This window comes from Tateyamaria sp. LSS28, assembly GCF_059611725.1.
Map to the genome: position 1 here is coordinate 90,889 of NZ_JCAPFI010000003.1, position 19,864 is coordinate 110,752.

Annotated in this window: 19 protein-coding genes; 1 reads left to right on the top strand and 18 read right to left on the bottom strand. The window is 57.8% G+C overall.

The genetic code is table 11. The features are described 5' to 3' along the window. Positions 1-9: 9 nt before the first annotated feature. Both AC53L6_RS09010 and AC53L6_RS09015 read right to left on the bottom strand, forming a co-directional pair. Positions 10-975: an LLM class oxidoreductase gene (locus tag AC53L6_RS09010; RefSeq protein WP_496907615.1), complete on the bottom strand. Its 966-nt coding sequence runs from the start codon at positions 973-975 to the stop codon at positions 10-12. Positions 976-988: 13 nt separating this feature from the next. Further along, positions 989-1,765 (bottom strand): CmcJ/NvfI family oxidoreductase, encoded by a 777-nt coding sequence (locus tag AC53L6_RS09015; RefSeq protein WP_496907616.1) that lies wholly within the window; start codon positions 1,763-1,765, stop codon positions 989-991. Between the two features lie 110 nt (positions 1,766-1,875). Here AC53L6_RS09015 and AC53L6_RS09020 point away from each other — a divergent pair, with 110 nt between their 5' ends. Next, complete coding sequence (locus AC53L6_RS09020) at positions 1,876-2,787, top strand: LysR family transcriptional regulator (protein ID WP_496907617.1); 912 nt, start codon at positions 1,876-1,878, stop codon at positions 2,785-2,787. A 668-nt stretch (positions 2,788-3,455) separates the two neighbouring features. On the opposite strand, the gene AC53L6_RS09025 is transcribed toward AC53L6_RS09020, so the two are convergent. The 16 genes from AC53L6_RS09025 to phnD form a co-directional block, all read right to left on the bottom strand. Then, complete coding sequence (locus AC53L6_RS09025; protein WP_299596357.1) at positions 3,456-4,160, bottom strand: FadR/GntR family transcriptional regulator; 705 nt, start codon at positions 4,158-4,160, stop codon at positions 3,456-3,458. Between the two features lie 55 nt (positions 4,161-4,215). Continuing rightward, positions 4,216-4,962, bottom strand: a complete 747-nt coding sequence (locus tag AC53L6_RS09030; RefSeq protein ID WP_496907618.1) for a DUF1028 domain-containing protein — start codon at positions 4,960-4,962, stop codon at positions 4,216-4,218. Then, on the bottom strand, positions 4,959-6,740 hold the full coding sequence (locus tag AC53L6_RS09035) for a gamma-glutamyltransferase family protein (protein WP_496907619.1): 1,782 nt from the start codon (positions 6,738-6,740) through the stop codon (positions 4,959-4,961). The genes AC53L6_RS09030 and AC53L6_RS09035 overlap by 4 nt, the downstream gene beginning before the upstream one ends. An 11-nt stretch (positions 6,741-6,751) precedes the next feature. Then, complete coding sequence (locus AC53L6_RS09040; protein WP_496907620.1) at positions 6,752-7,639, bottom strand: ABC transporter permease; 888 nt, start codon at positions 7,637-7,639, stop codon at positions 6,752-6,754. 1 nt (position 7,640) lies between these two features. Next, the gene (locus tag AC53L6_RS09045) at positions 7,641-8,585 is read right to left on the bottom strand and encodes an ABC transporter permease (RefSeq protein ID WP_299596365.1); all 945 of its coding nucleotides are present in this window, start codon (positions 8,583-8,585) and stop codon (positions 7,641-7,643) included. A 52-nt stretch (positions 8,586-8,637) separates the two neighbouring features. Beyond that, a complete protein-coding gene (locus tag AC53L6_RS09050; protein WP_496907621.1) occupies positions 8,638-10,158 on the bottom strand; it encodes an ABC transporter substrate-binding protein in 1,521 nt (506 codons plus the stop codon). Between the two features lie 17 nt (positions 10,159-10,175). Continuing rightward, complete coding sequence (locus tag AC53L6_RS09055) at positions 10,176-11,279, bottom strand: ABC transporter ATP-binding protein (protein ID WP_496907622.1); 1,104 nt, start codon at positions 11,277-11,279, stop codon at positions 10,176-10,178. Further along, positions 11,276-12,382 (bottom strand): ABC transporter ATP-binding protein, encoded by a 1,107-nt coding sequence (locus tag AC53L6_RS09060; protein ID WP_496907623.1) that lies wholly within the window; start codon positions 12,380-12,382, stop codon positions 11,276-11,278. The genes AC53L6_RS09055 and AC53L6_RS09060 overlap by 4 nt, the downstream gene beginning before the upstream one ends. 403 nt (positions 12,383-12,785) lie before the next feature. Then, on the bottom strand, positions 12,786-13,214 hold the full coding sequence (locus AC53L6_RS09065; protein ID WP_299596375.1) for an integrase core domain-containing protein: 429 nt from the start codon (positions 13,212-13,214) through the stop codon (positions 12,786-12,788). Continuing rightward, the gene (locus AC53L6_RS09070; RefSeq protein WP_496907624.1) at positions 13,201-14,418 is read right to left on the bottom strand and encodes a hypothetical protein; all 1,218 of its coding nucleotides are present in this window, start codon (positions 14,416-14,418) and stop codon (positions 13,201-13,203) included. Before AC53L6_RS09070 ends, AC53L6_RS09065 begins: the two co-directional genes overlap by 14 nt. A gap of 435 nt (positions 14,419-14,853) precedes the next feature. Then, on the bottom strand, positions 14,854-15,507 hold the full coding sequence (locus AC53L6_RS09075) for an HAD-IA family hydrolase (RefSeq protein WP_496907625.1): 654 nt from the start codon (positions 15,505-15,507) through the stop codon (positions 14,854-14,856). After that, positions 15,504-16,400, bottom strand: a complete 897-nt coding sequence (locus tag AC53L6_RS09080; RefSeq protein ID WP_496908069.1) for an HAD-IIA family hydrolase — start codon at positions 16,398-16,400, stop codon at positions 15,504-15,506. Before AC53L6_RS09080 ends, AC53L6_RS09075 begins: the two co-directional genes overlap by 4 nt. Positions 16,401-16,405: 5 nt before the next feature. Next, positions 16,406-17,221 (bottom strand): phosphonate ABC transporter, permease protein PhnE, encoded by an 816-nt coding sequence (phnE, locus tag AC53L6_RS09085; RefSeq protein WP_299196832.1) that lies wholly within the window; start codon positions 17,219-17,221, stop codon positions 16,406-16,408. Beyond that, positions 17,221-18,036 (bottom strand): phosphonate ABC transporter, permease protein PhnE, encoded by an 816-nt coding sequence (phnE, locus tag AC53L6_RS09090; RefSeq protein ID WP_299699992.1) that lies wholly within the window; start codon positions 18,034-18,036, stop codon positions 17,221-17,223. The genes phnE (AC53L6_RS09085) and phnE (AC53L6_RS09090) overlap by 1 nt, the downstream gene beginning before the upstream one ends. Then, on the bottom strand, positions 18,033-18,824 hold the full coding sequence (phnC, locus tag AC53L6_RS09095) for a phosphonate ABC transporter ATP-binding protein (protein WP_299596387.1): 792 nt from the start codon (positions 18,822-18,824) through the stop codon (positions 18,033-18,035). The genes phnE (AC53L6_RS09090) and phnC overlap by 4 nt, the downstream gene beginning before the upstream one ends. Positions 18,825-18,883: 59 nt before the next feature. Continuing rightward, the gene (phnD, locus tag AC53L6_RS09100) at positions 18,884-19,858 is read right to left on the bottom strand and encodes a phosphate/phosphite/phosphonate ABC transporter substrate-binding protein (RefSeq protein WP_299196854.1); all 975 of its coding nucleotides are present in this window, start codon (positions 19,856-19,858) and stop codon (positions 18,884-18,886) included. Between the last annotated feature and the right edge of the window lie 6 nt (positions 19,859-19,864).

The following is a 19,864-nucleotide window of genomic DNA, read 5'->3' on the forward strand; positions in this document are numbered from 1 at the left end:
TCTTGTCCTTTAGTGAAAGTCGGGCAGCAAATCGTCCGCCAATTGCTTCAAAGTGGTGTCAATTGGGGCTTGATTGAATCGCAGGTTCAGAGCGATGTGGTTCACGCTCAGGGCTTCGATGTCGCGCAGATAACTGCGTAGGAAATTGGTGCCAGATTGGAACCCCAGGTGGATTGGCCGTGGCTGTGCATCTGGCGTTTTCAGCAAATCAACATAAAGCGATTGCATCACCGGTTTGTTTGGCTGCCCCATCGTGACCAACCGCTGCCGGTAGTCGGCGATCACCCGGTTCTGGGAGGCAACATCGCGCGGATAGGTCATCCACCCGTCGCCATTTTGCGCCGCCCAGTCCGGTGTTTGCTGGCTGCCCCCTGTTATGAGCAGTGGCAGACGGCTTCCGACCGGTTTGGGCAGCACGTCAATGTCGCCCAGCAAACACCCCTGATCGCTTTGATGGCGTGGATAGGGCTCTGCCGCCGCGCGGATGTAGCCAAAGCTGTCGCGAAACCGCACGCCGCGATCCGGGTAGCTGTGGTTCAGCGCCGGGTACTCCTTGGGCCGGTCACCCGATGCGACCCCCAGCAGTACCCGGCCATCTGACAAAACATCCGCCGTCGCTGCGGCCTTGGCCACATGGGCCGGATGGCGCAGCGGCAGGATGATGCTGGCGGTGCCAAGCGCGATACGCTGCGTCGCTGTGGCCAATGCACCCAAATACACAAACGGGTCGAAAATCTGCCCTGCATCCCCGAAGTTTGGAACGTTAAAGGGTACGTCGCGCAGCCATAGCGCGGAAAACCCCAACTCTTCGGCCAGTTGTGCTGTTTCGATATGGTCCCGCATCGTCGGTTCATGGCCAACGGCATACGCCTCCAGTGGCAGCACCAACCCAATGCTCAGGCGGCCTGGCTGGAACACAGTATTATAGCCTGCGTTGATGCGCGGGAAGCGCGCGTTTTTGTGGTCGTCGAACATGACGGTTGCTTTCTCAGTAGCGCACCAAGGTGCGGCTTTCGATGCTTTTGCGGATGCTGGTTAGGCTTGGGTCCTCGACCATGTCCAGCGCACTGTGCCCGATGGATGGCAGGCCGCGATTGTCGTAAATGTTAAAAAACGCAACCTCGTCCGGCGTCATCACCGATTGATAAATCCATTCATGATCCGGATTGCCCACAAGCCCCATGATCTGGCCCTTGCGATCCGGGTAAATCAGATCCAGCAAAATCCAGTCTGTCGGATCAACACTTGACGGACGCACGAAGCCAAGAGGCGCGCTGTTGATTGGCTGCTCTACAGGCCGCCAAACATTGATGAAGGCGTAATGCCCATCCTCCCATGTCGCCGCCTTTTCCGGACCTAGCAGATCGATCAGACGTTTTTTTGCGCCGTCTTCGCTGTAGTCGCTGTGCACTTTGCGCGCTGGTTTGCGTGTTGCATCCGGGTCATCCACGCGCACGGTATGGTCAAAGATCATGACCTCGCGTGCGTTCAGCTTGTTGTTCAAAAGCTGCGTCAGTTCGCGGTCGTAGGTGTCTTTCCAGTGGTCGCCGCAAAAATCCTGCACCGCACTGGGGTAGGTTATGAATTCCACGGCATCAGCCGCGAACGCCACCGGACGCTTTGCTGTCCGAGTGTCCGACAAGGTCACCTGTGTCACCACCAACTCGGGCGAGATCAGATTGCCGACGATGCCACCTGCATCCAGCTCGAACGCTTGGCGTTCGTCCTTGTGAACGTGGTAATTAACTGTGGCCGTGCATGTCATCTGTATCGTCTCCTCAGGGGTGTCAGCCTTGCGATGAAACCAAATATGATTGCTATCAATTTATAAATAAACAGCATATTCTGGTATTTATAACTCGGGATTTGCATATAATGGGTTTCAATACAGACGGATTGCGGTTGTTCGTTCTGGCCGCAGAAATGCTGAACATCAGCGCCGCCGGTCGCCGCCTTGGCATGGCCCCAGCCGTGTCCAGCGCGAAACTGGCAAAGCTGGAACACGCCCTTGGGGCCGAGCTTCTGCACCGTACGACGCGTAAGGTTTCGCTTTCCATTGAAGGGGTGGATTTCCTGCCCTTCGCGCGTGAGATGATCGCCCAGGAAGAGGCCGCACTGGCTGCCCTCGGCAAAGGCACCGCCAATGTCAGCGGGACCCTGCGGTTCGCCGCACCAAGCACGTTCGCACAGCTTTACATCGCGCCCATCCTGCCAAAGTTCCTGGACCAGCATCCCGATCTTACGCTGGATTTGCACCTGTCCGATGTGCAGTTCGACCTGATCGAAGGCAGCTATGATCTGGCCCTGCGCAACGCACCTCTGCTCGATACCAGTCTTAAAGGCCGCAAACTGGCTGATGACCAGCGCATTCTCTGCGCTGCCCCTTCCTATCTGGCCGTGCATGGCACGCCGAAATCCCCGGATGAACTGGCCAATCACAAGCTAATCGCGTTCAGGCATCTGCGTCCCCGTCCGCTCAGGGCCGCAGATGGAGAGACCGGCGAGTTTAGTCCGGGCGCTGCAAAAAGCCAGCTGATCATCGATGATGGGCTCAGCCAGAAACACGCGACCTTGGCCGGCGCAGGTATTTCCCTAAACTCTCTCTGGAGCGTGCATGAAGAGATCACCTCAGGACAGCTCAGGCGTGTGTTGCCGGACTACGAAGGCGACGAAGCCAACGCGCTGTGGCTCATCTATCCCAAGTCTAACGTGCTTTCCCCCAAGGTCCGTGTGTTTATGGATTTCCTGATCGCCGAGATCGGTAAAACCCCGCCATGGGAAGGCTAAGCTAGGGCTTAACTTACTGCTAAAGCGGTTATTGGTGCGCTCCGTGGCATTGGTAAATTGGGCTCACTGTAGACCTCGAGGCAGACGCAGCATCCAACGCCGTATCCAGGGATCGATCATTGAGCTGCCGTTCGATAATCGTGGACAACGCTGCGCTGCGGCCTGTCGAAGGAGACATTCGCTGCAGTGGCAAAACCGACAGCTGGATGAACTAGCGGCATGCGGGTCAAACGTCGCTTCGCCGCAGTCGGGCTCTTAGCCAAGATGCAAGAAATGCGCGGTTCAAGCTCTAGCCGTGCATTCCAATGCTGGTACTGACGGAATACTTGTGGCCACACACCTTCTGACTGCCAGGGTATCGGAAAGCTAAGCGTATTCGGCGATCAAATTCAGTGCTTAATGATGTACGCAACCGGCACATTCCTGTGCCTCCGTTCCGCGCCTCACCGCCGCCTGTGAGGCGGAGCAGCACCTGCGCGATTTTTTGAGATCGGTTTTGCCACAACAGGCAATTCTGTCTCGATCCAGTCGATCGACATGGTAGAGGCGTTTGGATGTCACGTCGAAAGCATTGGATGAACGGCGCAAATGCTGAAACGGTTTCGGTATCGCCACGGTGCTGCCTAACCCGATACCTTTTTAACTGACTAATTTGGTTGGGGGCGTCCTTAACACATCTTTTCCATCACCAATTCGTCGCGCAAGGCAGCAAACCGTGTTTCAAGGTGGTCGAGCATTGCAATCCGCGCAGCGTCTGCATGGCCGGCTGCAATTGCTTCCACAATTGCGGTGTGTTCGCTGTGGGTGACCTGCAAAGACGTCTCGGTCCGGCCCTTGGCCCGAATACGGACCCAAGAAGGGTTGGATCTGATTTTGTCCAACATCGAATATGCAGTCAGAAGAGGACGGTTGCGGGCGCATTGTGCGATCAAGCGATGCAAGGACCCGTCCCAAAGCTCCATGGCCTGAGCATCGGTCGCCTCCCATTGTCGCTGAGCCAACATGCGTAAACGCGTCACTTCTTCCGGAAGCACACGTTGAGCGCACAAAGCAGCCAACTCGGGCTCAATACAAAGGCGTGCCTCCATGACTTCCAGCGCATTGGTCTCGCCCGTGACCTTTGCGGCTAGATCGCCCATCGGGTCCATCGGCTGTCCCGCAAAGGTGCCCTTGCCCTGCTTGCGCCAGACAAGACCTTCGGCTTCCAGCGCATCCAGTGCCTGCCGAATAAAGCGCCGTCCGACCCCGAAACGGTCCGCCAATTCGCGCTCGGTGGGCAGCTTTCCTTCGGATCCAAGATCCTCGGATTTGATCAATTCGAGCAGACGCGCGCGCACCTGTTGCTGCGGACCTTTGGGCGGCATGACGTTCATTTCAGTTCCAGTCTCTCCAAACGATCAAAATGTGCTTTAGAGGGTGCCCCCTATATTATTCAAGCTCAACCGCCTGTGACCGGCTTGGACGGCCAGCGGCTTTTCGTTCCGCTTCGGCGCGCGCAATATCTGCATCGATCCCGTCGCGGGTCGGAAAGCCTGAAAATCGTTCGGTCGTGGGCATACCTTTGGCGAAGTGAACGTATCGTTCCTGAGCAACGTCACACAGGCGCGCCAGTTCACCCAACGGATCGGCATGATCATCCGCGCGCAGGTCAAGCCAAGGGTGGGCTTGCCCACGATGGATAACAAGACCTGCAGCCTGTCGGCCACGCTTGTCCCCACCGGTCGCTTCTCCGGCCTGCATCGCAGTGATCAAACGCTCTGCAAAGGGAAGGCCGACGCCCTTGCTATAAGCGTCGGATGTGGCATCAAGCACTTCCCCGCCAGCCAGCATATTGCCCGCAACCGAATGATCGTTGCGCATCAGATGACCAGCCCAATCAACGCAGTCTGATCCTGTGTGTGCCGCAAAATGGCCGTTGATGTCCATCATATGCGCCTGCCGGATCGCGTGTCCTTCGTCGCGCGCGACCAGATCAGTCAGGACAACCTCGGCAGTCTCGCCGGCCATCATCCGCGCGCGTCCTTCGGTTCCCCAAACGGGATTGCAAAACGCTTGGCTTGCGACCGCGACCTTGTCCGAGACAAAGGGCACCACGGCGCCGCAGGCAAAGAACTTGCTGGCGACAATCAGACCGATGCTTCCATCAGTGTCTTTGGCAATCAGGGAAAACGTCATCGGCCCACCGCATAGGCTTGCATCAATCGAGGGGTGGCGGCCGCACGCAGTGTGCCATCCGGCTGGCGCAGCGCCGCCGTAAGGCGCCCCACCGTCCATGGCTCTGCCACGGTCACCTTGTGCCCGCGCGTGCGCAGATCATCAATCAAGTCATCGCCAACATTGCGTTCGATCATCATTTCACCTGTCTTGACCTCTCTGGGAAAGAACGAGCCTTGGAAGTGCATGGAATGGAAAAGCGGCTGGTCCATGCACTCTTGCAAGCCCATGTCGAAGTGCACAAATCGCAGGAACCAGATCAGCTGCCACTGGTCTTGCTGGTCACCACCGGGCGTGCCGAACACCAGTTGGACGCCATCCTTCTCGGCGTAACTAGGGGTGAGTGTCGTCCTTGGGCGGCTCTTGGGCATGAGCGAGGTCGGCAGGCCCTTTTCCAGCCAATACATCTGCGCCCGCGAGTTTAGTGGGAAGCCGAGCCCCGGCACAACCGGGTTACTTTGCAGCCAGCCTCCCGACGGCGTGGCGGCCACCATGTTGCCCCAACGGTCAATGATATCCAGATGCACCGTATCGCCGCGTTTTTCGGTGAGATGCGACATCGTAGGTTCTTGTGCAGCCACGCTGCCGACCTCGAAATCGCGCTGTGCGCGTTCGATGTAGGCATCCGCTTGCGCCTCGAACCCCGGCACCCGTCCGGGACGTTGCGCGAGTGAGGCATCGGCCCCGATCAGCTCGCGGCGCTCGGCGTTGTATGCTTCGCTCAGCAGCACATCCATCGGGATTTCGCTGAAATCTGGGTCGCCGTAATAGGCCTCCCGGTCTGCATAGGCGAGCTTCATCGCCTCAATCACCGTGTGCACGAATTCCGCCCCATTCGGGTCCATGGCACCAAGGTCAACCCCTTTGAGGATCGCCAGCGCCTGCAAAAGCACGGGACCCTGAGACCAGGCGTGGGTCTTGTACACAGTCCAGCCATGGTAGTCGTAGCTCAGAGGCGCCTCATATGTCGCCCGCCAGTCAGCCATGTCCGAAGGGGCCAGAACGGCGCTGTGCTTGGTCTCTGACACGTCCATGACGTGCGCATCCTTGAGATAGTCGAAAATCGCCTTGGCGACGAAGCCCTCGCGCCATTCGTGCCGGGCTGCGTCGATCTGAACCTCTCGTGTGTCACCCACGGCCGAGGCCAAGCGATCATAGGTTGCCGCCAGATCGGGGTTTTTGAACAGCTCGTTCGGTTCTGGCGCGCGGCCACCGGGCGTCCAGACTGCAGCGGAAGTGGGCCATTCCTCCTCGAAGAACGCGTGCAGCCCCGCAATCGTGTTGGCAACGCGCGGCAAGACGGGATGCCCATTGCGGGCATAATCGATGGCCGGCTGCATGACTTCGCGCAGGGTCATCGTGCCGTGATCACGCAGCATCAACATCCAGCCGTCAAAGGCACCGGGCACGACCGTCGCCAAAAGTCCTGAACCGGGGATCAGGGTCAGACCCTGCTGTATGTAGTGCTCAATCGTTGCAGCTTCGGGTGCTACGCCTTGAGCGCAGAGCACTTCGACCTTGCCGGTTTCGGCGGAGTAAAAGATCGCGGGCATGTCCCCGGCAGGGCCATTCAGATGGGGCTCGACCACTTGAAGCGTCAGCGCGGTTGCCACAGCTGCGTCAAAGGCGTTGCCGCCTTTCTCAAGGATGCTCATCCCCACCGCCGACGCGATCCAATGCGTCGAAGTTGCGACGCCAAAGGTGCCTCTTATCTCGGGGCGGGTTGTGAAATTGGACATGAAGCCTCCAGTTAGTGTTCGCGCGGGTCAAGCGCATCGCGCAGGCCGTCACCCAAAAGATTGAACCCCAGCACCACGAAGAAGATCGACAGGCCCGGCCACATGGCCATCCAGGGGGCTTGATTGAGGAAGTTCTTGGCGGTGTTCAACATGGACCCCCAGCTGGGTGCAGGGGGTTGTTGACCTAGGCCCAGAAACGACAGGGACGCCTCGGCGATGATGGCCGTGGCAATTGTCAGCGTCGCTTGCACCAGAATGGGCGGCAGGACGTTGGGAAAGATGTAGCGCGAGAGGATCTTGGGCGTTGGCAGACCGATTGCGCATGCGCTTTCGACATAATCCTCTTCCTTGACGCTGAGGACCTGCCCGCGCGTGAGCCGGATGAAGATCGGTGTGGCCGAGATCCCGATGGCGATCATGGCATTGGTCAGGGATGGCCCCAGAAATGCTGCAAGCGCAATGGCAAGGATTAGGAACGGTACAGCCAGAAGCGCCTCGGTGCAGCGCGAAATGACGGCGTCGGTCCAGCCGCCGAAGTACCCCGCAACGATGCCCAGGGGCACGCCAAAGAGAACGGCGATCCCAACCGAGACAACGCCCGCTGCCAGGGAGGCTTGCGCGCCCCAGATCAATCGGGCCATGACATCGCGGCCGATTTCGTCAGTGCCCATCCAATGGTCCCCGTTTGGCGCTTTGCGCACCGCACCCCAATCCGTCGCGGCAGGATCGGGGATCGGTAGTATCGGGGCTGCCAGCGCAATAGCGATGAAGAACACGACCAGCGCACCGCCGATCATCGCGCTCTTGTGGCTGCGAAATTTTTTCCACACGCGGTTCTCGGGGCGGGCCTCCAGCAGGGGATCATTGGGCGCTGGCGCTTGGGTCGCGGTCTGGGTCATATCACTGCTCCCTCAAGCGCGGGTTGAGGACGAAATACATGACGTCCGCAAACAGATTCATGAAGATGAACCCCACAGCGGTGACAAGCACGATGCCCTGCACAACGGCGTAGTCGCGGTTGAATACCGCATCGACGACCAGCTTGCCAAAGCCCGGAATGGTAAATATCTGCTCGGTGAGAACGGCCCCCGCCACCAGTTCCCCAAACAAAAGCGCGGTTAGTGTCACGATGGGCGTGAGCGCGTTGCGCAGGGCATGTTTGAGGATGACGACGCGTTCGGCCAACCCTTTGGCGCGCGCCGTGCGCACGTAGTCTGCACTGAGCACACCGATCATCGAGGATCGGGTGTGCCGCATCAAGGTCGCGGCCAGCGCCGTGCCTAGCACAAAGGACGGCATCAGCATCGTGCGGATCGATTGCCAGAGATCCTCTGACGGCGGCACGTAGCCGGAGGCGGGCAACAACTGCCATTTCACCGACACCAGCAGGATCAGCATGATCCCCAGCCAGAAGTTTGGAATGGACAAGCCGGACAGCGCCACGACGTTGGCGACATAATCCGTCGCCGTGCCCTTTTTGACCGCGGATAGGATGCCCGCTGGAATGCCGATCACAAGGGCAAAGACCATCGACATCAGGGCCAGTTGAATGGTCACGGGCAGCTTTTGTGCCATCAGCTCGGTGACGGGCTGATTGGTTCGCAGCGACACGCCCAGATCCCCCTGAAGGGCGTTGCCCACCCAGGCTAGATATTGCACCGGGATCGGATCGTTGAGGCGGTATTTTTCGCGCAACGCCTCCAGCACGGCCGGATCACGCTCTTCTCCGGCCAGCACCAGAAGAGGATCGCCCGGCAACAGATGTTGCAGTCCAAAGACCATGATCGAGATGATCACAATCGTCGGAATAGCAATCAGGATGCGTCGCAGCAGGAACGCCAGCATGTCAAAACCTCAGCAGCAAAGAACCCGCAGGGGCAGCGCGGGCAGGTCATGATCACTCTTCCCAGGTCACGTTCTCCAGGCGGATCATGCCGTCAGGATAGGGTGTAAAGCCTTTCATGTTGCTGTTGTACGCCCAGATCCAGTTGACGTGGTACAGGAACACCCGGTTCAGATCATCGAGCAGAATGGTCATGGCTTCATCGTAGAGCGCTTTGCGCTCTTCGGTGCTGCCAGCCACGCGGGCGGCATCCATCAATTCGTCCATCTTAGGGTCAGAATACTTGGAGTCGTTTATCCCGCCATTGGTGGTCACGAACGGGTGGTTGTTCCCGTCCGGATCAACACGACCCGACCAGCCGATCTGGCTTGCGGTGTAGTCGCCAGCGGACTGGTCTGCCAGCAGCGTCGCGAACTCTTTGGAGGTCAGCTTGATGTCGATCCCGGCCTCAGCAGCCATGGCTTGAACCACCTGCATGACTGCAAGCGGCTCGGTGGAATTGGGCACCTGAACTTCCAGCTCCAGACCATCGGCAAAGCCCGCTTCTGCCAGGAGTGCCTTCGCTTTTTCGATATCGCGGGCTTCTAACGGCAAGGACTGATTGTACCAGGGTGAAGTCGATGGGAACGGTTGGTTGCCAGGTGCAAATGCACCCTCGAAGACCACTTGGTTCAGCGCCTCGCGGTCAATCGCGTAGCTTAGCGCCTGGCGCAGACGCTTGTCGTTACCCCATGGGTTGTCGCCGCGGGGCCCGTTGTTGATGTTGAAGGTGATCGCCTGATAGCCGAGTGATACCGCGCTATCGACGATGATGTCGGGATCGTCGTTGGCTTGTGTCAGGTCCGTCGCGTTCAAGCGCTCCAGCATGTCGATGTCGCCCGCTTGCAGGTTCGCAAGACGCACCGTGGTGTCGGGGATCGGCAGGAAGGTGATGCTGTCAAAGTGGATCGCCTCAGCGTTCCAATAGTCGGCGAACTTGGTCAGAACGATCTTGTCCTGCGCCACGCGCTCCGTGAAGCTAAACGCGCCCGAGCAGACAGGGTTCAACCCGAAATCCGTCCCAGCAGCGGCCGACGCGGTAGGTGAGACCATCATGCCTGCGCGGTCTGCCAGTTGCGCCATAAGCGTTGCGTCGGGTCCGGCGAGATTGAGCACAATTTCATAGTCACTCGTGACTTCGGTCGAGGTGATCGAGGCCACCTCGGATTTGCGTCGCGACTCGTCCATTGTCTGCGACCGGTCGATATTGGCGGCCACCGCTTCGGCGTTGAACGGCGTACCATCATGGAACACAACTCCCTCACGCAGCTGCATCGTGATTGCAGTGCCATCCTCGGACGTGCTCCAGGAGGTGGCCAACTGCGGGATGATTTCGAGGTCGGGTGTGATGTCCACCAGCTTGTCGCACAGCGAGGCGTAGACTATCCGCCCCACAAATGTGCGCGATTGGTCGGGGTCCAGCACGTCTGCGTCCGATTGCAACGCGATCCGCAGATCCTTGGCAAGCGCCGGGTTGGCAGTGAGCGCGGTTGCGCCAACCAATGCAGTGATAATGGCCTTTTTCATCTGTGACATCTTCAAATCCTCTCTGTTCATGGCTGATCCTGTTTTGCATTGTGCGTGACGGCGCCGCCTTCTGTCGCCGCGCGGTAAAGCGCGAAACGTGCCTCGGCAGTCTTGGATTTCTGTGTTGCGGTTGATGGGCGGGGTCGCCGTTGCAACGTGTCTGCGAAATGGCAGGCTACCTGATGGGATGCGTCCTGTGCGCCACTCAGATGCGGTGTTTGCGTTTTGCAAAGCGCCTGCGCGTGTGGGCAGCGCGTGTGGAACCGGCAGCCCGGCGGCGGATCCGATGGGCTAGGCATTTCGCCGTGAACCGTCGCACTATGATCCGTCACTGGCCCGTCCATCGACGGGATTGCGGCCAAAAGCGCCTGTGTGTAGGGGTGTTTGGGCTCCGTAAAGACATCCTCGGTCGTGCCAATCTCGACAATCCGGCCCAGATACATAACGGCCACGCGGTCGCTCATGTGCCGGATCACGCCCAAATCATGTGCGATGATCACAAGGGTCAGCCCAAGGTCGCGGGACAGATCGCCCAAAAGATTGATCACTTGTGCCTGCACCGAAACGTCCAGCGCCGAAACCGGCTCATCCCCGATGATGAGCTTCGGCCCTGAGGCCAGCGCGCGCGCGATGCCGATCCGTTGACGCTGGCCGCCACTGAATTCGTGAGGATACCTGTCTGCGTGTTCGGCGCGCAATCCAACTTGGCGCAGCAGCTCGGCCACCTTGGCGCGGCGGTCCTGTGCGGACAGCGCGGGCGCATGAATTTCTAGAGGCTCCGCCACAAGCTTGGCCACCGTCATCCGTGGATTCAGAGAGGAGAAGGGATCCTGAAAAATGAACTGCATGTCGCGGCGCAGCGTCTTCAGCTCTTCGCCCTGGATGGTACTGACCTGTCGTCCGTCGAACAGCACATCGCCGGAGGTTGGCGTCAAAAGCCGCATCAACAGGCGTGCGAGCGTGGATTTTCCACAGCCGCTCTCGCCGACAATCGCGAAGGTCTCTCCGCGCCGCACTTCAAGTGAGACACCGTCGACCGCCTGCACAACCGGCGTTTGAGATAGCCAGCCAGAACCCGTTCCAAAGTGCTTCACGACATCGATGGCCTCGAGGATGACGTTTTGGTTCAACGGGTCACCTCAATGTGTTTTTCAAGAGGCGCAAAGTGGCATGCAACGTGGTGCTGCGGGACAATCTCCGAGAGCGTGGGTCGCTGCGCACATGTCGCCGCTGCGAAGGCGCAGCGGGTTCGGAAACGGCAACCTTCAGGCATATTCGCAATCGTCGGAACCGTGCCCGGAACAATCGCTAATCGCTCGCCCGGACGGTCCAGCCCGGGCATCGCGCTCATCAGACCAATCGTGTAGGGATGCTGCGGGTTGTCAAAAACCTCTCTCACGGGCCCTTGCTCAACCAACTGACCGCCGTACATGACCGCTATTCGATCGGCGATCTCTGCAACAACACCAAGATCATGGGTGATCATGATGGTGCTCATCCTGGTCGCATCGCGCAGGTCCCTGATCAGGTCGAGGATTTGCGCCTGTATCGTCACATCAAGCGCAGTTGTCGGCTCATCCGCGATAAGAACCTGAGGGTCGTTGGCCAGAGCCATCGCGATCATGACCCGTTGACGCATACCGCCGGACAATTGGTGTGGATACTCGAATAGCCTCTGAGAAGGGTTGGCAATGCCGACGCGTTGCAGCATGTCTTCCGCACGGGCACGCGCTTCGGGGCGCGTGGCGCCACTGTGTTGAATGATCGCCTCGCATATCTGATCCCCGATGCGAAAGGCTGGGTTCAGGGATGTCATGGGTTCCTGAAAAATCATCGCGATGCGACTGCCACGCATGACGCGCGGCAAGGTATCGCGCGTGAGATCGAAGATGTCTTCTCCAACCCTCAGATTTCCCGATGAAATTATCGAGGATTCTTGCGGAAGTAATCCCATTAGAGCCATCGCAGTGACGCTCTTGCCGCAGCCAGACTCGCCGACAATGCAAAGCACTTCACCCGATTTGGCCTCTAGGGATACATGATCCACGATGTCATTTGATTGTCCGCGGAAGCGCAAGGCCAAGCTGGTCAACTCCATGGCACAACCATTAGGTGGCTCATGCAATCCGGTCTGACAATCTTGCTTAACTTGTGACACTGCTTGGTTCCGTGACAAAGAACGTATGAAAATACGAACCAATTTAAGATTGGTATCGGGCCTTAAACGTGTCAAACTGTCAATACCAAACCGGCTGGGTCAGCCCGTTGAGCCGCTAAGGGCAACATTCAGTGCATATGGATCAGGCAAAAGGCGCCGCAGACGATCGGGAGGCCGTTCTGCTCTTGGATTGAACGCAGCAGCGGGGGGCCGCAGTAGGCCTGTACTCGTGTTTGCGACCGAAATGGTTCGCTATGTTGCGCAATTGCGCCTGGAGTGTCTCAATTCGAGAGTACCACGCCTTGCGAACCGAACCGACGCCAGTTGATCATGCATAAGCGCCAGACGAATACGTCAGTTCGTAGCTGTGCTGTACAGTTCGTGCCCATCCACATGTTTCCGGGCCACAGAATTGTGCTTTTTCAAATAGCGTTTCTAGGCCTGGTGGGCGCCTGATGCGGGGCCTGGTGTGATTGCATTACTTTCTGTGATGGATGACGATCAAAGCTCGCTCGGTTGTGGTGAACCATTTGGCATTCAGAACTTCCCGGCGAAGTGTCCCATTGAACCGCTCATTGCATCCATTCTCCCAAGGTGATGCAGGATAGATGCGGATAGACTTGATGCCAACCCGCCGGAGCCAGCCCTGCATTGTTCCAGCAGCGAACTCAGGCCTGTTGTTTGATTGGACGTACTCTCGCGAACCTTGCTTCAGCAGTAACGGATAGAACGCTTCGAGAACGTTGTCAGCTCTGAACCCATCTCCGGCATTGATGTTTCTCGCTACGCGCGCAGCGTGAATATCGCCGCATGTACTCAATGCATAGCGCTGCTTGGCAGCGTAAAGAGCGGCCATCGGAGCAAGGCGCGCACCTAAGGTGCGCGCTCCGATATCAAGCGACGGCATTCGCCACCGTTTTTGACACGCCTTTGTAGTGGCGCTCTACAGCCTTACCAAGCGAGACAAGGTAGCCGTTAGTCGTCACGAGCGTCTTGTCGATATTCTTCCAGCCTGAGGCATCGGTGCTCGCCGCCCCTGTCGCGATCTTGGCCGCATCCACAGCCGTCTCGAAGGCGTTGATCCATTTATCAAGATTCTTCAGGCCTTTGTCGTTCATCAAGTCGTCGAGTGTCTTTTTCGTATCTTTGTGAAATGTCTTGTAGTTGGGTAGTTTTGTGACACGATCCTTGACCATCGTGATCAGCGTGCCGACCTCAGTCTCGATCTTGCTCACATCTTGGGCCACCTCTTTCGGCAGCTTCTTTGCAAGCGACTCCGCCTTCTCCAGCAGCTTGTTCAAACGTTTGCTCAGCGTGTGTGCCTTCTGCTCATATTCGACCATCCGGCCCTCGTAGAACCTAAGCTCTTTCTGCATTTGCTTGCCCGTTTTGCCGCAATAGCCCGTGATGCTCGCGGCGAATGACTTCAGCACATCTGCCTTCTTGCCCTTGCCGTCCGCCATCTTGTCTGACAGCGCGTTCACGCCGGTTTCGATCCGCTCCTGTACCTTTTCCAGCTTTCGGAAGATGAGATACAGTTCATTGGCCGTTGAGACCGCGTCCTTGAGCGTACCCTGTACAGCAAAGACGATTCCAACCGGCCCCGCTGTGACGACTTTGATCGCATTGATGGCGACACCGACACCACGCAGGGCGAAGTCGACCCTGACCTTTATCCTGAACTTCTTGTAAGCGGTCTTTAACTTGACGTAATCGTCCCAACCCTTTTTTGAGGCCGCATCCATCTTGGATACATAAGTATTCGACACTGTGTTCAGCTGCTTTTCCAGAGCGGCAGGAAGAGCCTTCAGAGTTTTGACAGCCAGAATGTCGCCTCTATCCGTGATGGCCTGGCGCTTTGCCGCGACAACCTTGTCGTATTCCTGAGTGATCTTCGACATCTCAGCAATCATCTTGTTGAACAAGAGCTCACAAGGATTTCGTATCTTTTCGATCAGAAGCGGGTCAGCCTTAATCTCTTTGAAGACCTTGTCGGGAAACGTCGCCGTATAGTCAAAAGAGATTTTCGGCGCATTCAGCAGTTGCGTTTTTTTGTGCTTTTGAATGACCTTCCAAATGTCGGGGTGACTAATGATGCTCCAAGTTGCCATCGATCCTATCCTTTGCCATTGAAATTGCGCGTTCCGTCCTGACAACACGGGCGCAGGCGCACTTATTCATTTCACCGCAAAGAAATCGGATGCAGATGCTCCTAAGCTTTAGGATCGACGCTACCAAAAATACCAGAATCGGGATTCTTAGAAATTCAAAAGACAAAGTAACTGATTTTCCTTTTCTTGAGCCAGATGAAGCCAATACTGCCGAAGGCTTAATAGATGGCGTGGCAGTCAGGAAACGGTGATAGCGTCACACAAAAAGGAGCTGGATGGACCGGCCATATCACCGGATATCTGATACGCCGTGAGGGTTTATCCTGCTGACATGCTTGAAGTCTTCAGCCGATTGATCAGGTTCAACTACTGCGGTTCAACAATGAATCACGTACTTCTGTGTTGGATCTGGGAACACTGTGAACAGTAAAGAACTCACATGCCATCAAGATAGAACGCAAGCAGATCGGGCAGGTCACTGAATGCCGCGAATGCGACGTCATGTGGAATCAAGGAGATCGGCTGTTTTCGATATCCCTCGCTGAACAGAAAAAATGGGATCGAAGCGCGCCTGGCGGTCTCTGCATCGATCTCGCTGTCACCAACATAGATCAAAGGGCCATCGCCAAGCTCTTCGTAGACAGCAAGAAGAGCCGCTGGATCAGGCTTGCGGCCCAGTGGATTGTCTCCTCCTGACACGGCCTCAAAAAAGTCGGCCAACCTCAGATGCTGCAGAACAGCCATTGCGGGGCGATAGAGCTTGTTGGTGCAAACCCCCAGGCGGTAGTCGCGAGACAGGCTGGTCAGAGCTTCCAGAACACCTGGATAGGTGACAGTCAGGCCGACGGCGTCATCGTAACGTGCGACCACGTCACTCAACAATTCATCCTGCAAGCTGTCGGGCAACCCACCTGCGGCGCGCATCTTTTCGACAAAGACGGTAACCCCTTCGCCAATGAAGTCATGTGTCTGCGCAAGCGAGATCGGATCCGCACCAAAACGCGCCAAAGCCGCGTTGGCGATACCGCGAATATCTGGTGCACTGTCGATCAACGTGCCGTCGAGATCAAAGACGATACGGGCGCTCATGGTCGGCATACCACGTAGTCCGGCACAATCCCAGAGCGCGCGATGGCGTGCGGGACATCGTGGCCCGCAAAGAAACCGTAGTCGGAGATCAGGGCCGAGGCGATGCCTGCCGTCTGCGCCCCGAGGATATCTGTGTGCAAGCTATCATCGACCATCAGGGCGCGCGCTCGGTCGACGGGTCCAATCCGTTTGAACGCCAAATCGAAGATGTTGGTGAAAGGCTTGCCGAAGAATTTCGGGACGACCTTGGTTCGGTCGGCCAGACGGTTAGCAAAATGGCCGGGTTCGGTGGAAAACCCTTTCTCTCTCGGGGCCACGATATCCGGGTTGCCCACCAGGACCGAACGCATGCGCTTTGCGAGCGCGTCTTCGATAAGGGCCTGCCGAGCGTCGGTCCAGGCCGCCGAGCCGATCAGCAAGAACCCGTCGACCGTGTCGTATAGTGCGGGGTTTTCCTCAAAGTAGGTGAGACTGAGCCCTTCAAGGAATTGCAACCCGGTGCTGCGCGTGGCCATGAGCCCCCAATGCATGCCACGCTCCCCGTTCATTTCGGCAAGCAGCGTCGCGCGGCTGGTGATGACGTCCTCCGGCGCGAAATCATAGTCGAGCCGGGTGTATTTCTTAATTAGCGTGGCATGGGGAGACCCCGCGGCGTTCGAGACCACAAGCACACGTTTGCCCGCAGCCTTCAGGTCCATGATCCTTTGTGACGTGCCGGAAATGGCCGTCTCACCGATATTGAGCACGCCAAAAGCGTCGAGGAAGAACACGTCGAAGTCATCCGCGAAATCGGCAAGTGTCTCCACCGTTTTGTAGGTCCTGCTATCGGTGGAAATTGGTGGCAGCCGATGCCGGGCAGCCTCATAGGCATGAAACGCCTCTTCTACCGACATCGCGGTCAAATTATGGCTCCGCGGACTTTGGCCGACACCCATTCGCTGATGACAACAGCGGCGAGAATGACGATCAGGATCAGGCTGACTTGCGGCCAGGCCAACACGTTTAGCGAGGCCGAAAGCTGCAAACCGATGCCGCCCGCCCCAACCAGCCCCAGCACGGTGGATTCGCGGATGTTGATGTCCCAGCGGAACACGGCGATTCCGGCAAACGCAGGCAGGATCTGGGGCACGATCCCGTAGGCCATGACCTGCCAGCGGCTGGCACCCGTAGCTGTAATCGCCTCGACCTGGGTGTGATCGATTTCCTCAATCGCCTCGTAGAGCAGCTTTGCACAGAACCCGATGGAGCGGATCGCAATTGCAATCACACCTGCAAAGACGCCGGGGCCAATGATTGCGATCAGCAAGAGCGCCCAGATGAGCGAATTGATGGAGCGTGTGGACACAATGATCAGCAGCGCGATGGGCCGGATAATGAGCGCCGAAGGCGTCGTGTTGCGCGCGGCCAGAAAGGCCACTGGGACGGCAAGGCAGAGCGCAATCATCGTGCCGAGGGTCGCGATGTTCAGCGTATCCCAGATTGGACGGCCAAGCTGCGTAATGTATTCCCATCGCGGCGGTGTCGCACGTGTCCAGATATCGTTTGCGATGCGCGGGGCGTCCCAGACAAAGAACCAAGTCGTCGAGGCAGAAATGATCTGCCAGCAATAGACAAAGACAGCCACGCCCAGGAGCCAGCCAAACCAGCGGATCAGGCTTTCGCCCGTCGTCCGCCGACGCCAGACCCGCGCATCCTCGCGTTCCAGAACCGGCATTACTGAACCCTCGCCCTGATGATGCCTGACAGATACTCAAGCGCCATGACAATCACGATGATCATGATCAGAATGGCAGCTGCAGTGTCATACTCGTAGCGGTCAAAGGCGGTATTGAGCGTGGCCCCGATGCCGCCCGCGCCCACGAGACCCAGGATCGCGCTTTCGCGGAAATTGATGTCGATCCGGTACATCGAAAGACCCACAAGGCGCGGCATGACCTGCGGCTGAACCCCGTAGTTGATCCACTGCGTCCAGCGCGCGCCGGAGGCCTTTATGGCCTCCGCCTGCACTTTGTCCATGGCCTCGATGTCTTCGGCCAAAAGCTTGGAAAGGAACCCAATGGTGGCGAAAGACAAGGTCAGAAAGCCCGCGAGTGGGCCAAAGCCAAAGATCGCTACCAGCAGGATTGCCACGATAATTTCTTGAAGCGCACGACTGATGGCGACGATGCCCCGGCAGACCACGTAGACCGGAAGAGGAGCGATGTTGCGCGCCGCACCAAGGCCGATTGGGATCGAAATCAGGATGCCAACAACCGAGGCAGCAACCGTCATGACGATGCTCTCCAGCAGCCCCTCCCAGATGTCAGTCCAGCGCGAGGTGAAATCCGGGCTGGTGAAGGCGAGCACGAATTGCCAGCCTCGGTCGAGGCCGTCGTAGACGCGGCCCCAGTCGACCTCGATCGTCGACACAGCAGCAATCAGATAGGCAATAAAACCGATGATCAGCGTCCAGCGCAACCAGGCGCGTTTGACGAATGGCGGCTTTTTCCAGCCTCGTCCCAGCATCTGGTCGAGGGTTATGTCGCTCATTCTGCCGCCTCGATCTCGTCATCCTCGACCTTCTCAATGGTCGCTTCCCAGTCTTCCTCGCCATAAATCTCAGTCAGCTTGTCGGGGGTCAGCCCGTTCGGGCCACCGTCATAAACGATCTCGCCCAAGCGCAGGCCAACGACGCGGGGCACAAACATCTGGGCAAGAGCCACGTCGTGGATGTTGATAATGGCGGCAAGGCCACGTTCCCGGCACAGTTCGGTGATCAGGCGCATAATCTGGCGGCTGGTCTTAGGATCGAGCGATGCGGTGGGTTCATCCACCAGGAGAAGCTTCGGGTTTTGAATGAGGGCCCGGCAGATACCGACACGCTGGCGCTGACCGCCAGAGAGCTCGTCTGCGCGCTTGTCCGCCATATTCAGCAGACCAACACGGTCCAGCAGGCGAAACGCCTCGTCGACGTCCGATTGTGGATAACGACGAAGGAAGCTACGCCAGAACCCGACATAACCCAGTCGACCCGACAACACGTTTTCCATCACTGTCAGGCGTTCAACGAGGGCGTATTCCTGAAAGATCATACCCATCTCGCGGCGCGCCTTGCGCAGTGCGCCCGCACCGAGTTTGGTCAAGTCCACATCCTCTAGCAGGACCGCACCGCTTGACGGTTCTACCAAGCGGTTGACGCAGCGGATCATCGTGGACTTGCCTGCCCCGGAGGGACCGATCAACGCCAGAACCTGGCCTTTGGGGACGTCGAGATCAATCGCCTTCAACGCCTGGTCGCCCGTTTTATATGTTTTGGTAAGCTTTTGAAGGCGCAGCATGAATTGCCCCAGATAAGGGTGGTTGGCGGGCCGGTATGGCCCGCCATATCAAGTATGGATCACTCGCAGGCGTAGGAAACGCCGTTGGCCGTATCGATCTTGCGGATGACTTCCCAGAATTCCTGATAGGTCATTTCCAGGAACTGGCCCTCGTTCGATTTCTCGAACTCGGCCTGCAGCGTGGTGCCTTCCCACTCGAAGTTGAAGAAAGCATTGCGGATCTTGTCCTGCAATTCCGGCTTCAGGTTATAGACCGTGCCAAAGCCCGTGGTGGGGAAGGTTTGCGATTTGTAGATTGTGACCACGTCGTCTTCGCTGATCACGTCGCGGCTGATCATGCGGGACTTTACCGAGTTCGCGATCGAAGCCGCCATGTAGTCCTTGTTGGCCACACCGAGGATCGAGTTGTCGTGCTTGCCCGAGAAGACGGGCTCGAAGTCCCGCTCGGGCAACATGTCGAAATCACCCTTCAGGATCGCTGACGGGGCCTTGAAGCCTGAGTTCGAGGTGGGCGATGTAAATGCAAGCTGCTTGCCTTTGATATCCTCGACCGCCTCGATACCGGAATCAGGATAGGTGATGATCTCCATCTCATAGCCGAAATTGCCGTCCTTGGAGGCCATGATGGTGAAGGGACGGAAGCCCGCACAGTTCACAGCCAGCGGGTTGGAGCCGGTGTTGAAACCTGCAATGTGAAGACGGCCCGAACGCATCGCCTCTATCTGAGCTGCGTTATTCTGGACAGGGAAGAACACGACGTCCTTGCCGGTTTCCGCCTCAAGATGTTCGAGGAAATCTGACCAGGCCGTTTTGTAAACCGCGGGATCTTCAACCGGTGTATAGGCAAAGATCAATGTGTCGGGATCCAGTTGGTCCGCCGCATCGGTGGGGATGTCTGCGATCAGGTCGCCATCCGCGTCGCAAAAGCGCGCGTCCAGATCACCACGTGGGCAGTCCTGCGCAGATGCCGTACCGCCCAGTGGCATGAGCGCAATGGCAGATGCGCCGAGCAGTAGTTTGATATCCAGTTTCATATTGTC

Coding starts and splice junctions, on each gene's coding strand:
- AC53L6_RS09025 (WP_299596357.1), bottom strand. CDS start 4,160: ATGAACGTCATGCCGCCCAAAGGTCCGCAGCAACAGGTGCGCGCGCGT.
- AC53L6_RS09030 (WP_496907618.1), bottom strand. CDS start 4,962: ATGACGTTTTCCCTGATTGCCAAAGACACTGATGGAAGCATCGGTCTG.
- AC53L6_RS09075 (WP_496907625.1), bottom strand. CDS start 15,507: ATGAGCGCCCGTATCGTCTTTGATCTCGACGGCACGTTGATCGACAGT.
- AC53L6_RS09045 (WP_299596365.1), bottom strand. CDS start 8,585: ATGCTGGCGTTCCTGCTGCGACGCATCCTGATTGCTATTCCGACGATT.
- AC53L6_RS09035 (WP_496907619.1), bottom strand. CDS start 6,740: ATGTCCAATTTCACAACCCGCCCCGAGATAAGAGGCACCTTTGGCGTC.
- phnE (WP_299196832.1), bottom strand. CDS start 17,221: ATGCCGGTTCTGGAACGCGAGGATGCGCGGGTCTGGCGTCGGCGGACG.
- AC53L6_RS09080 (WP_496908069.1), bottom strand. CDS start 16,400: ATGTCGGTAGAAGAGGCGTTTCATGCCTATGAGGCTGCCCGGCATCGG.
- AC53L6_RS09040 (WP_496907620.1), bottom strand. CDS start 7,639: ATGACCCAGACCGCGACCCAAGCGCCAGCGCCCAATGATCCCCTGCTG.
- phnD (WP_299196854.1), bottom strand. CDS start 19,858: ATGAAACTGGATATCAAACTACTGCTCGGCGCATCTGCCATTGCGCTC.
- AC53L6_RS09065 (WP_299596375.1), bottom strand. CDS start 13,214: ATGCCGTCGCTTGATATCGGAGCGCGCACCTTAGGTGCGCGCCTTGCT.
- AC53L6_RS09020 (WP_496907617.1), top strand. CDS start 1,876: ATGGGTTTCAATACAGACGGATTGCGGTTGTTCGTTCTGGCCGCAGAA.
- phnC (WP_299596387.1), bottom strand. CDS start 18,824: ATGCTGCGCCTTCAAAAGCTTACCAAAACATATAAAACGGGCGACCAG.
- AC53L6_RS09050 (WP_496907621.1), bottom strand. CDS start 10,158: ATGTCACAGATGAAAAAGGCCATTATCACTGCATTGGTTGGCGCAACC.
- AC53L6_RS09015 (WP_496907616.1), bottom strand. CDS start 1,765: ATGACATGCACGGCCACAGTTAATTACCACGTTCACAAGGACGAACGC.
- AC53L6_RS09010 (WP_496907615.1), bottom strand. CDS start 975: ATGTTCGACGACCACAAAAACGCGCGCTTCCCGCGCATCAACGCAGGC.
- phnE (WP_299699992.1), bottom strand. CDS start 18,036: ATGAGCGACATAACCCTCGACCAGATGCTGGGACGAGGCTGGAAAAAG.
- AC53L6_RS09070 (WP_496907624.1), bottom strand. CDS start 14,418: ATGGCAACTTGGAGCATCATTAGTCACCCCGACATTTGGAAGGTCATT.